This is a genomic window from Leisingera sp. (genome assembly GCF_034669605.1).
GTDB lineage: Bacteria > Pseudomonadota > Alphaproteobacteria > Rhodobacterales > Rhodobacteraceae > Leisingera.
On the sequence record NZ_JAXMOX010000111.1, the window covers coordinates 1 to 14,799 of the forward strand.

At 62.1% G+C, this 14,799-nt stretch carries 11 protein-coding genes and 2 pseudogenes; 9 read left to right on the top strand and 4 right to left on the bottom strand.

Annotated elements, in window-relative coordinates:
* Window positions 1-112 (top strand): annotated as a pseudogene (locus tag VOI29_RS14405) (bifunctional methylenetetrahydrofolate dehydrogenase/methenyltetrahydrofolate cyclohydrolase); the annotation flags it as partial.
* Window positions 113-221: 109 nt separating this feature from the next.
* Here the strand turns inward: VOI29_RS14405 and VOI29_RS14410 are convergent.
* Window positions 222-1,064 (bottom strand): DMT family transporter, encoded by an 843-nt coding sequence (locus VOI29_RS14410; RefSeq protein ID WP_323779910.1) that lies wholly within the window; start codon window positions 1,062-1,064, stop codon window positions 222-224.
* 181 nt (window positions 1,065-1,245) lie between these two features.
* Here VOI29_RS14410 and tdm point away from each other — a divergent pair, with 181 nt between their 5' ends.
* Both tdm and VOI29_RS14420 read left to right on the top strand, forming a co-directional pair.
* A complete protein-coding gene (tdm, locus tag VOI29_RS14415) occupies window positions 1,246-3,615 on the top strand; it encodes a trimethylamine-oxide aldolase Tdm (protein ID WP_323779913.1) in 2,370 nt (789 codons plus the stop codon).
* A 30-nt stretch (window positions 3,616-3,645) separates the two neighbouring features.
* Window positions 3,646-4,062: a group II truncated hemoglobin gene (locus tag VOI29_RS14420; protein ID WP_323779915.1), complete on the top strand. Its 417-nt coding sequence runs from the start codon at window positions 3,646-3,648 to the stop codon at window positions 4,060-4,062.
* 66 nt (window positions 4,063-4,128) lie between these two features.
* Here the strand turns inward: VOI29_RS14420 and VOI29_RS14425 are convergent, their stop codons facing one another.
* The 3 genes from VOI29_RS14425 to VOI29_RS14435 all read right to left on the bottom strand — a co-directional run bounded on the left by VOI29_RS14425 (window position 4,129) and on the right by VOI29_RS14435 (window position 7,239).
* A complete protein-coding gene (locus tag VOI29_RS14425; RefSeq protein WP_323779918.1) occupies window positions 4,129-5,391 on the bottom strand; it encodes a glycerate kinase type-2 family protein in 1,263 nt (420 codons plus the stop codon).
* 78 nt (window positions 5,392-5,469) lie between these two features.
* Window positions 5,470-6,447 carry an HpcH/HpaI aldolase/citrate lyase family protein gene (locus VOI29_RS14430; protein ID WP_024091813.1) on the bottom strand — a complete coding sequence of 326 codons (978 nt, stop codon included), beginning with the start codon at window positions 6,445-6,447 and terminating at the stop codon, window positions 5,470-5,472.
* A gap of 177 nt (window positions 6,448-6,624) precedes the next feature.
* Window positions 6,625-7,239, bottom strand: coding sequence for a response regulator transcription factor (locus VOI29_RS14435; RefSeq protein WP_323779935.1), 615 nt, complete (start codon window positions 7,237-7,239; stop codon window positions 6,625-6,627).
* Window positions 7,240-7,549: 310 nt separating this feature from the next.
* On the opposite strand from VOI29_RS14435, the gene VOI29_RS14440 reads away from it, so the two are divergent.
* From VOI29_RS14440 to glyA, 6 genes and pseudogenes are all read left to right on the top strand, one after another.
* On the top strand, window positions 7,550-8,800 hold the full coding sequence (locus VOI29_RS14440) for an aminotransferase (protein WP_323779921.1): 1,251 nt from the start codon (window positions 7,550-7,552) through the stop codon (window positions 8,798-8,800).
* 24 nt (window positions 8,801-8,824) lie between these two features.
* Complete coding sequence (locus VOI29_RS14445) at window positions 8,825-10,024, top strand: malate--CoA ligase subunit beta (protein WP_323779924.1); 1,200 nt, start codon at window positions 8,825-8,827, stop codon at window positions 10,022-10,024.
* Window positions 10,021-10,914: a succinate--CoA ligase subunit alpha gene (gene sucD, locus VOI29_RS14450; protein WP_323779927.1), complete on the top strand. Its 894-nt coding sequence runs from the start codon at window positions 10,021-10,023 to the stop codon at window positions 10,912-10,914. The genes VOI29_RS14445 and sucD overlap by 4 nt, the downstream gene beginning before the upstream one ends.
* A 99-nt stretch (window positions 10,915-11,013) precedes the next feature.
* Window positions 11,014-11,985: a D-glycerate dehydrogenase gene (locus VOI29_RS14455; protein ID WP_323779930.1), complete on the top strand. Its 972-nt coding sequence runs from the start codon at window positions 11,014-11,016 to the stop codon at window positions 11,983-11,985.
* Window positions 11,985-14,645, top strand: a complete 2,661-nt coding sequence (locus tag VOI29_RS14460; RefSeq protein WP_323779932.1) for a phosphoenolpyruvate carboxylase — start codon at window positions 11,985-11,987, stop codon at window positions 14,643-14,645. Before VOI29_RS14455 ends, VOI29_RS14460 begins: the two co-directional genes overlap by 1 nt.
* A gap of 13 nt (window positions 14,646-14,658) precedes the next feature.
* Window positions 14,659-14,799 (top strand): annotated as a pseudogene (glyA, locus tag VOI29_RS14465) (serine hydroxymethyltransferase); the annotation flags it as partial.

A 14,799-nucleotide genomic window follows, 5' to 3' on the forward strand; every position in this document is an offset into this window, starting at 1 on the left:
CCCGGTGCCGGGCGGCGTCGGCCCGATGACCATCGCCTGCCTGCTTGCCAACACCGTCACCGCGGCCTGCCGCGCCAACGGCCTCAAGGAACCCGAAGGCCTGACCGCCTGACCCAGCGCTGACCGCCTGACAGATATGCTCCCGCCGGACCGCCTCCGGCGGGAGTATTTTTTGGAAAGATGATGGCTGGCAGGCCTTAGGCCGTCACCGGAGGCCGGTCTCAGTGGCCGAGATAGGCAATGCCGCCAAAGGTGACGGCCACGCTGATCCATTGGGCGCGGTTCATGCGTTCGCGCAGCACCAGCCAGGCCAGTACCACGGTAACCAGCCCGAAAAGCGACGCGCCGACCGAGGCGAATTCCGGCCGGGGCAGGCCTCCGGAATAGATCACCAGGCCAAGAGCAAAAGCGTCCAGCGTGCCCATCAGCACCAGAAGCGGCAGCATTTTGCGGGCGGGCAGTTGCACCATCCGGGCAAGCAGCGCCAGGCCCAGCAGCATCAGGATCGCGGCCAGCCGGGTCACGATCAGCACCGGCCATTCGGCGCCGGCCAGGGTGGCGGCCTGGCCAGTGGCAAAGGTAAGTGCAAATCCGACGGCACTTGCCAGTCCCCAGGCGGCGGCCTGCAGGTTGACCGGGCTGCCGTCTTCTTCGGTGGAAAAGACCGCAATGCAGCCGACGCCGCCAACCACCGCAGCAACCGCGAGCCAATGGCTCAGGCCAACCGGCTGCCCCTGCAGCATTGCCATGCCAAGCGACAGCACCGGATAAGAACCCACCAGCGGCGCCACCAGTTTCACCGGTCCCAGAGCCAAGGCGCGGTAAAGCGCATAGGAGCCGAGGGCAAAGATGGTGCCCGAGAGACCCGCCAGCCGCGCGGCCGGAAGAGTCATCGCCTGCCAATCGCCAAAGGCCAGGGCCGCCCCGGCGACCAGAATCGCCCCGGTTCCAAAAACAATCAGCATGGCCGGAAGAATGCCGGTGCGCTGCGATACGAACCGCACGCAAAGGTCATGGGTTCCCCAGGCAAGGGCCGCGGCGAGGCCAAAGATCAGCGAGTGCATGGCGGGTATCCTATTGTTTGCGGCATTCACCCCCAGGAAAATGACGCATCCCGGGCATTTGCCATTTTTCTGCAGAAAATCAACATGTTTGTTGATTAGAGTGGAGGAACGCAATATTCTTTTCAATAAATAAATATTCCGGCTGTGCAATATTTGGCTGGAATCCAGCAGGAGATGCACGATGAATGACATGAGCTTCCCTGAGGTTGTCAATGGGCCCCCGAAGCCGTCCGGACTATACCAGCCGTCGGTGTTTTCGCTGCCCAAGGGGACCGAACGCTATGTGGTGGAAGGCTGCGGCGCAATCCTGATCCGGGTGGAAACTGGTGATACGGTGACGGTCCACAACGACGAGGGCGGCCAGCCCTGCGAAATCGTCGCTGCCGGAAGCAAGGGCGGCATTGATGCCGGGATTATCGGCACGGCGCCAAACAGCGATGCCGGCGGGCTGAAGGCGCTTCTGACCTCAACCGACCAGTCCTTGCGCGGCCTGCGCATGGGAATGGAGGCTCGCGGCATCGATCTGGCGCAGGGCGGTGCGGTGCGCTTCTTTGGAGCGGATACTCCGGCCAAAACCGAAGAAAGTTTCACGGTTCAGCGCGACGGCGTGGTGATCATCGCAGCGCCGGGCGGGATCATGGACTTTGAACGGCAGGATACTGCCACGCAGCTGACGGTCATGGTCAAGCGCGCGGTGATCAAGCAGGTGGCGCGGTTTGAGCTTCCCGACCCGCTGGCCGATCCGGTACTGGACCTGCGGGTCAAAAGTGCAACCGCCGAAGCCTATTTCGTGAAGGCTGGCGACTACATCCAGGTGCTGGATGTCGATGGGCGCCAATGCACGGATTTTCAGTGTTTTGCCGCCCGCAAGCTGGACAAGGGTATCGAGCATGCGCTGGACGTAACCACAACACGGACGCTGATGGGTCATGCCTATCCGATGCCGGGGCTGCATGCCAAATACTATGATCAGGATATGCTGCCGCTGGTCGAAGTGGTGCAGGACACTGTGGGGCGCCATGATGCCTTTGCTCTGGCTTGTGCGGCGAAATACTATGACGACATCGGCTATCCCGGCCATGTGAACTGTTCTGACAACTTCAACGGGGTTCTGGCCGAGCACGGGGTGACGCCGCGGGCGGGCTGGATGGCGATCAACTTCTTCTTCAACACAGGGCTGGATGAGCACGGTGTGATGTATGCCGATGAGCCCTGGACCCGGCCCGGCGACTATGTGCTGCTGCGGGCGCTGACCGATCTGGTCTGTGTCAGCTCGGCCTGCCCGGATGACACCAGCGCCGCCAACGGCTGGAACCCCACTGACATACACGTCCGCACCTATAGCGGCCAAGAGACCTTCAAGCGGGCGATTGCGTTCCGCGCGACCCCAGAATCGGAGCCGAAGATGACCAAGGAAACCGGTTTTCACGACCGCCTCAGCAAAATGACCCGCAATTTTATCGAGTATAACGGTTATTGGCTGGCCAATTGCTATTCCGAGTCCGGGCCGCTGGAGGAATACTGGGCCTGCCGCGAGAAATCGGTGGTGCTGGACCTGTCCGCCCTGCGCAAGTTCGAAATCACCGGGCCGGATGCCGAGGCGCTGTGCCAGTATATCTTTACCCGCAATATCAAGAAGCTGGCAGTGGGGCAGGTGGTCTATACTGCGATGTGCTACCCGCATGGCGGCATGATCGACGACGGCACCGTGTTCCGGCTGGGCAAGGACAATTTCCGCTGGATCGGCGGCTCGGATTACGGCGGTGAATGGATCCGCGAGCAAGCGGAGAAACTGGGGCTGAACGTATTGATCCGCTCGTCCACCGACATGCAGCACAATATCGCCGTGCAAGGCCCCGAAAGCCGCGATCTGCTGAAGAAGATCATCTGGACGATGCCGCACAATCCGACGCTGGAAGAGCTGGGCTGGTTCCGGTTCACGCCTGCGCGTATCGGCGGAGAGCATGGAGTCCCGGTTGTGGTTTCACGGACCGGCTACACTGGTGAGCTGGGGTATGAAATTTTCTGCCATCCGAAACACGCCGGCGACGTCTTTGACGCGGTCTGGGAAGCCGGACAGGACCACGGTATCCGCCCGATGGGGCTGGAGGCGCTGGACATGGTGCGGATCGAGGCGGGGCTGATCTTTGCCGGCTATGACTTCAGCGATCAGACCGACCCGTTTGAGGCAGGCATCGGTTTTACCGTGCCGCTGAAATCGAAAGAGGATGACTTTGTTGGCCGCGATGCGCTGATCCGGCGCAAGACCACGCCCGCCCGCAAGCTGGTGGGGCTGGATATCGACTCGGCGATTGACGTGGGGCACGGCGATTGCGTCCACATCGGCCGGGCGCAGATTGGCGAGGTGACGTCCTCGATGCGCTCGCCGCTGCTGGGCAAGAACATCGCGCTGGCGCGGGTGGATGTGTCCTGTGCCGAAGCCGGTACCGCGGTGGAGATCGGCAAACTTGACGGGCATCAAAAACGCCTGCCTGCAACGATCGTACCCTTTGCCCATTATGACCCCAAGAAGACCCGGCCTCAATCCTGAGGCCGGCCGCTTCGGGGCTGGGAGGTTCTCATGGTTCAGAAGCTGATAGAGCAAATCGGCGGCGAAGACGTGCTGCGTGCCTTGGTCGAACGGTTCTACGACATAATCGAAGAGACGGAGACCGGGGCACGGATCGCCCGGCTGCACACGCGCGGGCATGGATTGGACCATGCCCGTATCGAGCAGTTCAACTTTCTGTCCGGGTTCATGGGCGGACGGCGGTATTACGAGGAAAAGCATGGGCATATGGACGTGAAACTGATGCACGCCCATGTGCCGATCACCGAAGAAGACGCCGAAAACTGGCTTAGATGCATGGACCAGGCGCTGGCGGATTTGTCGCTGGAAGGCCCGCATGTGGAACGGCTGCGCCAAGTGTTCCGGCGGGTGGCGCTGATGCTGGTCAATGATCTGGCAGAGTGGGGCGAGGCCCGCGTATCAGCCTGAACGCGGTGCTTGCAGCCTCCGGCGGGAGTATTTCAGGAAAGTTGAAAAACGGGAGCGGACCAGGAGTTAGCCGGGGCGCCTCAGGAAGACTTGGACGTCGGCCACGTTGGTGCCGGTGCCGCCGGTCATCAGCAGCGCATCCGCGGCTTTCAGGGCTGCGTGGCTGTCGTTGTTGGCGAGCAATGCGTCCGGGTCCTGTCCGGCAGCTTTGACCGCGTTCCAGGTGGCAGGGGTGGCGATGCCGCCCGCGGCATCGGTGGGACCGTCGCGCCCGTCGGTGCCGCCGGAGAGGAACAGCCAGTCGCCGCTGAGCCGCTCTGCGCCCAGTTTGGCGACGCGCAAGGCGAGTTCCTGATTGCGGCCGCCAAGGCCGGTGCCGGTGAGCTGGACAGTGGTTTCACCGCCGAAAATCAGCGCAACGGGGTTGTTCCTGGGTGCGGCTTCTGCTGCTTTGACTACGGTTTCAGCGGCCTCGGCCACGTCGCCCGTCAACCGGTGAGAGACCAGTTTGGCATTCCACTCCTCAGCTGCGGCGCTCATCATGGCTTTGAGGCTGTGGCGGTTGGATCCGATCAGCGTGTTGATGACAGAGGGCAGCGCTTCCGGAGCCTCATGAGTGGTGCTGAGGCGGGCTTTGACGGCCTCCGGAGCCCTGTCCCAGATGCCTGCCCGTTGCAGGGTCTCCCGTGCTTGTGCGCGGGTGCCGATAGGCGCCACGGTAGGACCGGAGGCAATGGCGCGCAGGTCGTCGCCGATCACGTCCGACAGGATGAAGGCCTGCACCCGGGCGGGTGCGGCATGACGCAGCAGGCCGCCGCCCTTGGTGTCCGACAGCTGCTGCCGGATCAGGTTCATCTCGTTAATTTCCAGCCCGGAGGCGAGCAGCAGTTTGTTCACTGCCGCCTTGTCCGCCAGTGTGAGGCCGGGGGCGGGGGCCACCATCAGCGCGGAGCCGCCGCCGGAGATCAGCGCAATCAGCCGGTCATTTGGGCCTAGGGAATGGGCCAGTTCAATGGCAGCCTGACCTGCTTTGGCGCTCATTTCATCTGGAACCGGATGAGATCCGCAGATCACTGTAGCGCCGGGAATTTCTGTGTGATTCTCTGGGTTTGTTATGGCGATTGCCTGATCTGCATCAGGGATCAGCCGCAGCGCCTCGCGCATCATCGGGATCGCGGCTTTGCCCACCGCAAGCAGCACGTTTTTGCCGCCTGCGGGCAGGGGTTCCAATGGAGAGGCAGTCAGCTGTGCCCGCAGTGCCCGGGCCGGGTCGGCCCGGTCGACAGCGGCCTGAAACAGGGCCTTGGCGGTGGTCAGCAATCCGGTCATCTGCATCTCCTTGGCATAGCGGCGTGCAGCCGCCCCAGTGGAACTGGGACGGCGTAAGGCCTTAAAAACAAACGCGGCTTAGTTGCCGGCGATCTGTTTGGCTTTTTCCACCAGCACTTCTGCCTGACGGATCGAGGCATAGTCAATCAGGCGGCCGTCCAGCGACACCGCGCCTTTGCCGGCAGCTTCGGCTTCGGCCATGGCTTCCAGAATGCGGTGCGCCTTGGTGATTTCAGCATCCGAGGGCGACATCACCTCGTTGGCCAGTTCGATCTGGCTGGGGTGGATGGCCCATTTGCCTTCGCAGCCCAGAACTGCGGCGCGTTTGGCGGCGGCCTTATAGCCTTCCTTGTCCTGAAAATCGCCGAACGGGCCGTCGATCGGGCGCAGGCCGTTGGCGCGCGCGGCAACCACCATGCGGGCCAGCGCATAATGCCACATGTCGCCCCAATGCACCTCGCGGGAGCCGTCTGCGGCCGGGTCGGTCAGCACCGAATAATCGGGGTTCACGCCGCCGATGATGGTGGTGCGGGCGCGGGTCGAGGCGGCATAGTCGGCAACGCCGAAATGCAGCGATTCATTGCGCTTGGAAGCTGCGGCAATTTCACTCACATTCTGCATGCCCAAAGCGGTCTCGATGATGTGCTCAAAGCCGATTCGCTTTTTCAGGCCCTTGGCGTCTTCGATCTGTGTAACCAGCATGTCGACGGCGTAGACATCGGCGGCGGTACCCACCTTGGGGACCATGATCAGGTCGAGACGTTCTCCTGCCTGTTCAACAACATCGACCACATCGCGGTACATGTAGTGGGTGTCCAGGCCGTTGATTCGGACCGACATGGATTTGTTGCCCCAATCGATGTCGTTCAGGCCTTGGATGATATTTTTGCGGGCCTGGTCCTTTTCGTCCGGCGCAACCGCGTCTTCGAGATCCAGGAAGATCACGTCTACGTCAGATTTAGCTGCCTTTTCAAACATTTGCGGCTGGGATCCGGGGATCGCCAGTTCGCTGCGGTTCAGGCGGCCTGGGGCTTGTTCAATGGTGTGGAATGACATGGGTTCGCTCCTCATTGGTGATAGGTTTTCGTCCTCTCCCCTCTAGGCATTCCTCACGATGGTGTTTCCTGTCAAGAAAAAAATCTTCATTTAAATACATTCGCGCGCGTGTCCGCAGGCGCGACGCGCGCTCGCGTGCGTACGTGCCCGCGTGAGCCGCCCGCCACCGCCACGGGATCATTCCTCGAGAAGGAAATCACCCTTGGCAGCGCGGTTGGCGTAGAAAAACGCAATCGCCTGGGCGCGGTTTTTGACCGAAAGTTTTTCGTAAAGGTTCGACAGGTGGAACTTCACCGTGTTGGTTGAGATCCCCAGCTCCTTGCTGAGCTCCTTGTTGGTCAGCCCCTTTGACAGCGCCTGCAGCATCGTGCGTTCGCGGCGAGACAGCTGCTCAATCGGATCGGTTTGCAGGCCGCGGACGTCGAGGAAGGGGAAAACCATCTTGCCCTCAGCGACGGCGAGGCAGGTATCCAGCACGTCTTCGACAGCGCTGGAGCGCGGGGCGAAACCGGCAGCGCCCGCGCTCATCGCCTTGCGCGGCACCTCGCCGCTCTCCTCGGCATAGACCACCAGGCGTGGTGCATTGGCCTGGTCGCGCAGCACCTCGATCAGCTTGGCGCCGCCAAGCGCGGGCAGGTTCCAGTCGATGATTCCGACTTGAACCGGCACCCGCATCACCGTTCCGAGGAAGCCTTCGGCCGTTGCGGAGGTCGCGACCAGCGAGAATCGCGGGTCCTTGTCGAAGATTTCTGACATCGCCGACAGCACCAGCGGATTTGCGTCAGCCAGCATGACCGAAATCGGGGAAACTTTGTCGCTTATGGGAGCCATTTGGTGCCCTTTAGTAGAAAACTACCCATGTGGGTAGGGGGTGTTTTGGTATGCAATGGTATTTTTACCGTTTTGGGTAGGATTTTTACCACCCAATTAGATACCCAAAAGCAGGATATAGGAATGTTGCGTGTTTTGTCGAGCTAGGGTTTCCTTGGGTTAACAGATGTTGCATGTCAGGAAACAAACCTTCCCGCAGTGAAGACTGCAGCGGGAGAGGCCCGTGACCTCCAGCACATCGGCGAACTGAAACCAGCGAGGTCTAACCCCGATGACTGAACCCATGATCTTCCCCAGCCTGAAAATTCCGGAAACCCTGGCCGCCGGCCCTGGCCCGGGCAATACCGATCCCCGCGTGCTGCAGGCCTTTGCCAACACCGGCCTGGCCGACCACATGCAGGCGGACGTGCTGCGCGGTATGATCGAGTGCAAGCGGATGCTGCGCGATCTGTGGGGCACCAGCAACACCTACACCTACGGCGTTGGCGGCACCGGCTTCTCGGGGCTGGACTGCATGCTGAACGCGATCCTGCCCGGCGACAGCGTGGTTGCCTTCCAGAATGGCACCTTCTCGGGCATCGATGCAATGACCATCCGGATGAAGGCCGCCACCCGCGAGGAACTGGCAGCCGACGCGATGAACCCGCAGCCTGCCTCGGTCACCGTGATCGACGTGCCGCACGGCGAGTCGGTTTCCGGCAAGCTGGTGGAACAGGTGCTGGCTGAGAAGAAACCGAAATGGGCCTTCATGGCGCATTGGGAAACCGGCTCGGGCCGCATCAACGACCTCAAGGGCTTCTCGGACGCCTGCGTGAAACACGGTGTGATGGGCCTGATCGATGCGGTGTCCTCGCTGGGCATCGAGGATTTCTCGATCGACGATTACCCGGGCGTTGCCGGCTGGGCCTCCTGCCCGCAGAAAGGCGTGCTCTGCCTGCCGTTGACCTATGCACCGGTGTCGTTCACTGACAGCTACATCCAGACCGTGCGCGAGAACGGCTGCCATTCCTATGTCCACAACCCGATCCTTGAAGCGCGCCACTGGGGCATCGTGGACGGAGAGGATGTTGCCGCCGGCACCTACCACCGCACCCACTCGGGTTATGCGGTTGCCGCCTTCCACGAGGCGCTGCGCATCACCCTTCAGCACGGCCGCGCCCAGAAGGCCCGCGACTATGCGTTCCACGAGAAAGCGCTGCGCGATGCGGTGACCGCGATGGGCTGCGATGTGACCAGCAACATGACCAGCCTGGTGGTTTTGAACCTGCCCGGCGATCTTGCAGGCCGCGAGAAGGAACTGGTGGGCAACTGCCGCGCCGTGGGCTTCGGCATCTGGCCGACCCTGTCGGAGCCGGTGCAGGTCCGCATCGGCATCCTGAACCAGATTACACCAGCCGCCATCACCGACATCGTCAACCGCTTCGGCAAGGCGATGAACGACATGGGGGCAAATGTCGACCTTGAGGCGATCAACGCCCTGCTCGACAAGCATTACGCAGCGGCGCTGGCAGCCGCCGAATAAAAGCTCCACGAGGAGGAGAGACCCATGGATATCCATGAATACCAGGCCAAGGAAGTTCTTAGCAACTTCGGCGTGGCCGTACCCCCGGGTGCGCTGGCCTACAGCCCCGAGCAGGCGGCCTACCGCGCGCGGGAACTGGGCGGCGACAAATGGATCGTCAAAGCCCAGGTCCACGCCGGCGGCCGCGGCAAGGCGGGCGGCGTCAAACTGTGCAACTCGGAAGCCGAGATCTATGAGGCGACCGAGAACCTGTTCGGCAAAAAGCTGGTGACCCATCAGACCGGCCCTGAAGGCAAAGGCATCTACCGCGTCTATGTCGAAGGTGCGGTGCCGATCGCCCGCGAGATCTATCTGGGCTTTGTGCTGGACCGTTCCAGCCAGCGGGTGATGATCGTTGCCTCGTCTGAAGGCGGTATGGAGATCGAAGAGATTTCTGCCGAGCGCCCCGAGTCCATCGTGCGTTCGACCGTTGAGCCGGCCGTTGGCCTGCAGGATTTCCAGGCACGCGAGATCGCGTTCAAGCTGGGGATCGAGCCGGCAATGACGCAGCAGATGGTGCGCACCCTCAAGGGCTGCTACCAGGCGTTTTCCGAACTGGATGCCACAATGGTTGAGATCAACCCGCTGGTGGTCACCTCGGACAACCGGGTCATCGCGCTGGACGCGAAGATGACCTTTGACGACAACGCCCTGTTCCGTCACCCGCAGATCGCTGAGCTGCGCGACAAGAGCCAGGAAGATCCGCGCGAAAGCCGCGCCGCTGACCGCGGCCTGTCCTATGTCGGGCTTGAGGGCAATATCGGCTGCATCGTGAACGGCGCAGGCCTGGCGATGGCAACCATGGACACCATCAAGCTGGCCGGCGGCGAACCTGCCAACTTCCTGGATATCGGCGGCGGTGCCACACCGGAACGGGTTGCCAAGGCGTTCCGCCTGGTGATGTCCGACAGCAATGTGCAGGCGGTTCTGGTCAACATCTTCGCCGGCATCAACCGCTGCGATTGGGTGGCCGAAGGCGTTGTTCAGGCGCTGCGGGAAGTTGAAGTCGACGTGCCCGTGGTCGTCCGCCTTGCGGGCACCAATGTGGAGGAAGGCCAGAAGATCCTGGCCCAGTCCGGCCTGCCGCTGATCCGCGCAACTTCGCTGATGGAAGTCGCTGAGCGGGCCGTTGGCGCGTGGCAAAACGACCTCGACCAAAACACTCGTGTGAGGGCAGTCAAATGAGCATCCTTCTCGATCGCGAAAGCAAAGTCATCGTCCAGGGCATTACCGGCAAGATCGCCCGGTTCCACACCAAGGACATGATCGAATATGGCACCAATGTCGTTGGCGGCGTGGTGCCGGGCAAAGGCGGCGAAACGGTTGAAGGCGTGCCGGTCTTCAACACCGTGAAAGAAGCCGTTGAAGCCACCGGCGCCAATGCCTCCCTGGTGTTCGTGCCACCGCCGTTTGCAGCCGATTCCATCATGGAAGCGGCGGATGCGGGCATCCACTACTGTGTCTGCATCACCGACGGCATCCCGGCTCAGGACATGATCCGCGTGAAGCGTTACATGTACCGCTATCCCAAGGACAAGCGGATGATCCTTACGGGTCCGAACTGCGCGGGCACCATTTCGCCGGGCAAGGCGCTGCTGGGCATTATGCCGGGCCACATCTATCTGCCGGGCACCGTGGGTATCATCGGCCGTTCGGGTACATTGGGTTATGAGGCTGCGGCACAGCTGAAAGAACTGGGGCTGGGAATTTCCACTTCGGTTGGCATTGGCGGCGACCCGATCAACGGCTCCTCCTTCAAGGACATCCTTGAATGGTTTGAGAAGGATCCGGAAACCGAGGTTATCGCGATGATCGGTGAAATCGGCGGCCCGCAGGAGGCGGAAGCGGCGGATTACATCAAGAACCATGTGACCAAGCCGGTTGTGGCCTATGTCGCAGGTCTGACCGCTCCCAAAGGCCGCACGATGGGCCACGCGGGTGCAATCATCTCGGCCTTTGGCGAGTCGGCGTCCGAGAAGGTGGAGATCCTGTCGGCGGCTGGCGTGACCGTTGCCGAAAACCCCGCCGTGATCGGCGAAACCATCGCAAGCGTGATGAAAAAGAACGCCGCCTGATCCGGCCACGGAACAGGCGCGATGCTCCACCCCTGGCCTGGGGCAATGGCAGGGGTGGAGCGCATTAATCAAGCATAGGCACCACAGGGAGAAGAAATCATGGCAAAGCCAAAGGTTCTGGTGACCCGCCGCTGGCCCGCCGCAGTTGAGGCGCAGCTTTCTGAAGCTTTTGATGCTGTGCTGAACACGGATGACAAGCCGCTGAGCGAAGCAGAGTTGCGTGACGCGCTGACGTCTTATGACGCGGTGCTGCCGACAGTGACAGACAAGATTTCCGCCAAGTCGTTCGATATCGCCAAGCCCCAGGCGCGTATCCTCGCCAACTATGGTGTGGGCTACTCTCATATCGATATGCCTGGGGCAGCAGGCCACGGCATGACTGTGACCAACACTCCCGATGTCCTTAGCGAATGCACCGCCGACATCGCCATGACACTGCTCCTGATGGTTGCCCGCCGGGCAGGCGAGGGTGAGCGTGAAGTGCGTGCTGGCAGGTGGACCGGCTGGCGTCCGACCCATCTGGTCGGCACCAAAGTCTCCGGAAAGACACTGGGCATCGTCGGCTTTGGCCGCATCGGCCAGGAGATGGCCCGTCGCGCGCACCATGGCTTTGGCATGAAGATCGTGGTTCAGAACCGCTCCCGCGTGTCGCCGGATATTCTGGCCCGCTGCAATGCTACTCAGGCCGACAGCCTGGAAGAGTTGATGCCGCAGTGCGATTTCGTGTCATTGCATTGCCCCGGGGGGGCTGCAAACCGGCATCTTATCAACACCCGGATGCTGAACCTGATGAAGCCGGACGCATTCCTTATTAATACGGCCCGCGGCGAGATAATCGACGAACTGGCTTTGTCCCGGGCCTTGTGGTTCGAAACCATTGGCGGCGCCGGGCTGGATGTATTCGATGGCGAACCGCGCATCAATCCGGACCTGATGGACTGCGACAACCTGGTGATGCTGCCGCATCTGGGCAGCGCCACCCGTGAGGCGCGCGAGGCGATGGGCTTCCGGGTGCTCGACAATCTGACTGATTTCTTTGCAGGGCGCGAACCGCGCGACCGGGTGATGTGATGGGAGATCCGGCCGAAAACACCACCGAAGGAACTGAAGAAACCGGCTATGCCGCGGAACTCCGTTCTGAGCTGCGCACCCTTTGGTTGGACGTCCTGCGCCAGCGCGCACCTGAAGTGGCGGAAAGAGCCATCAGCGAATCCGCCTGGGATCTGGCTGATGGCCAGCCCGAGACCGCGTATATGCAGGCCTTCAACATCTGGTTCCAGCTGCTGAAGATCGTCGAGGAAAACGCCGCCATGCGCGACCGCCGCTTGGCCGAAACCCAGGACGGGCCGGAAGTGGTCGAAGGCAGCTTTGCCCGCGCCCTGGATCTGGCTGGTGAGCTGGCCACGCCAGAGCGCCTGCGGGAGGTTGCCAGCCAGTTTTCGATCGGCCCGACGCTGACCGCGCATCCGACCGAAGCCAAGCGGGTTACCATCCTGGAAATCCACCGCCGTATCTACCGCGGGCTGGTGTCGCTGGAGGCCAAGCGCTGGACCCCGCGCGAGCGTGCCGATCTGCTGGAGGATTTGCGCTCGGAGATCGATCTGTTGTGGATGACAGGCGAGTTGCGCCGCGAACGGCCCAGCTTGCAGGACGAAATCCAGTGGGGCCTGCAGTTCTTTCGCGACAGCCTGTATGAGGCGGTGCCGCAGCTGTTCGAACGCTATATTGCTGCTGCCGAACCGCGGCTGGGCGCGACCGCGGACGCACCCTGCGTGAAATTCCACTCCTGGATCGGCGGCGACCGTGACGGCAATCCGAACGTGACGGTTGAGGCCACTGCCGAAGCGCTGACGGCCAACCGAGCGGCGATCCTCAAGCGCTATCAGAGGGCGCTGACCACCGCGGCTGAACGGATTTCCATTTCCGCAGCCGTGTTTGCACTGCCGGACAGCGCTTCTTCCCGCTTGGCTGTTATTATTGAAGCGGCTCCCGGCATGGCCGGTCTCGCTGCGCGCAATCCGGGCGAGGTCTTCCGCCAGGCACTGACAGCCATCCTGGCCCGTATCAAGGCAACCGCTGCAGAAGAACCCGGCGCCTATCCGCATCTGGGAGACTTCATCAGCGACCTCACCCGGGTTGAGGTGGCGCTGGAGGAGATCGGCGCCAACCGGCTGGCGGCCCGCTATGTGCGTCCGATCCGCTGGCAGGCCGATGTCTTTGGCTTCCGCACGGTGACGCTGGATATCCGCCAGAATTCCACCGTAACCACCGAGACCCTGACCGAGATCTGGGCGCGTTCCGGCGAGGTGCCGGAATTCGGCAGCGCCGAATGGTCCGCCCGTCTGCGCCGCGAGCTCGGCAGCGCCTCGCTGGCCTATGTGATGCCGGATGAACTTAGCCCGCAAAGCGGCGAGCTGTTGAAATTGCTGCGGCTGATGCGCGATGCCGGTGCGGGTGAAGACCCGCAGGCGATGGGTCCGTTCATTCTGTCGATGACCCGCTCCACTGATGACCTGCTCGGCGTCTATCTGCTGGCGCGCTATGCCGGATTCGGAGCGGAGAAGGCGGCACTCAAGGTGGTGCCGCTGTTTGAGACCATCGGCGATTTGCGCGCAGCGCCCGGTATTCTGAATGGCCTGCTGGATGTGCCTTTTGCCCGCCGCTCGCTGAAATCCGGGGACAACCGGATCGAGGTGATGCTGGGCTATTCCGACAGCAACAAGGATGGCGGATTCCTGTGTTCCACCTGGGAGCTGGAGAAGGCGCAGCGCCTGATCACCCGCACCCTGGCGGCGCACCGGATGAAGCCGGTCTTTTTCCACGGCCGCGGCGGCTCGGTCTCCCGCGGCGGCGCCCCAGCCGAACGTGCGATCGCCGCACAGCCTGCGGGCACCATCGCAGGCCAGATGCGGATCACCGAACAGGGCGAGGTGGTCAGCTCCAAATACGCCAACCGCGGCACCGCGCTGCACCAGCTGGAGCTGATGGCCTCGTCGGTGCTGCGTCATTCGCTGCAGGAGGACACGCCGCCGGTCAATCCGGAGCATGACGACGCCTTCGAGGCCCTCGCAGGCATGTCCCAGGCAGCCTATTCCAACCTGCTGAATGCGCCAGGTTTCCTGGATTACTTCCAGCAGGCCAGCCCGGTGGAAGAGCTGGCGATGCTCAAAATCGGCTCGCGCCCCGCGCGCCGGTTCGGCGCCGGTTCATTGGATGACCTGCGAGCTATTCCTTGGGTTTTTGCCTGGTCGCAGAACCGCCACATGATCACCGGCTGGTACGGATTCGGCTCGGCTGTGGCCAGCTTCCGCAAGTTCCGCGGCGCGCGCGGTGATGCGGTCCTGCAGGACATGTTCAGAAATTCGCCACTGTTCCGCCTGGTGGTGGATGAGGTCGAAAAGACCCTTCTGCAAAGCGATATGGAGATTGCTGCGGATTACGCCACGCTGGTGCAGGACGCGGAAATCCGCGATCGGATCTTTGGAACCATCCGTAGCGAGTACCAATTGGCCCGGGAGGCGATCCTGTTCCTCACAGGAGACAACGGTCTCGCCAACCGCTTCCCGCGCCTGCGCGCCCGCTTTGGCCAAGTCGAAACCATGCTGCGCGAAATTCACAAGACACAAGTGCGCCTCCTGCGGGAAGAGCGCGCCAAGAAGCCTTCAACAGTGCCGGTCCCGCTGATGCAGTCGATGAACTGCGTTGCTGCAGGGCTAGGCTGGACTGGATAGACAGGAGCCCCGAATGTCCAAAGACCTCTTTTTCACCCAAGCGCTGTCGGAGCGCGATCCTGAACTTTATGCCTCGATCACAGCCGAGCTGGGCCGCCAGCGCGACGAGATCGAGCTGATTGCCTCCGAGAACATCGTCTCGGCCGCGGTGATG

Bases quoted from the DNA above. Each gene is read 5' to 3' on its own strand.
- VOI29_RS14455 (WP_323779930.1), top strand. From the start codon at position 11,014: ATGGCAAAGCCAAAGGTTCTGGTGACCCGCCGCTGGCCCGCCGCAGTT.
- VOI29_RS14460 (WP_323779932.1), top strand. From the start codon at position 11,985: ATGGGAGATCCGGCCGAAAACACCACCGAAGGAACTGAAGAAACCGGC.
- tdm (WP_323779913.1), top strand. From the start codon at position 1,246: ATGAATGACATGAGCTTCCCTGAGGTTGTCAATGGGCCCCCGAAGCCG.
- sucD (WP_323779927.1), top strand. From the start codon at position 10,021: ATGAGCATCCTTCTCGATCGCGAAAGCAAAGTCATCGTCCAGGGCATT.
- VOI29_RS14445 (WP_323779924.1), top strand. From the start codon at position 8,825: ATGGATATCCATGAATACCAGGCCAAGGAAGTTCTTAGCAACTTCGGC.
- VOI29_RS14420 (WP_323779915.1), top strand. From the start codon at position 3,646: ATGGTTCAGAAGCTGATAGAGCAAATCGGCGGCGAAGACGTGCTGCGT.
- VOI29_RS14430 (WP_024091813.1), bottom strand. From the start codon at position 6,447: ATGTCATTCCACACCATTGAACAAGCCCCAGGCCGCCTGAACCGCAGC.
- VOI29_RS14440 (WP_323779921.1), top strand. From the start codon at position 7,550: ATGACTGAACCCATGATCTTCCCCAGCCTGAAAATTCCGGAAACCCTG.
- VOI29_RS14410 (WP_323779910.1), bottom strand. From the start codon at position 1,064: ATGCACTCGCTGATCTTTGGCCTCGCCGCGGCCCTTGCCTGGGGAACC.
- VOI29_RS14435 (WP_323779935.1), bottom strand. From the start codon at position 7,239: ATGCTGGCTGACGCAAATCCGCTGGTGCTGTCGGCGATGTCAGAAATC.
- VOI29_RS14425 (WP_323779918.1), bottom strand. From the start codon at position 5,391: ATGACCGGATTGCTGACCACCGCCAAGGCCCTGTTTCAGGCCGCTGTC.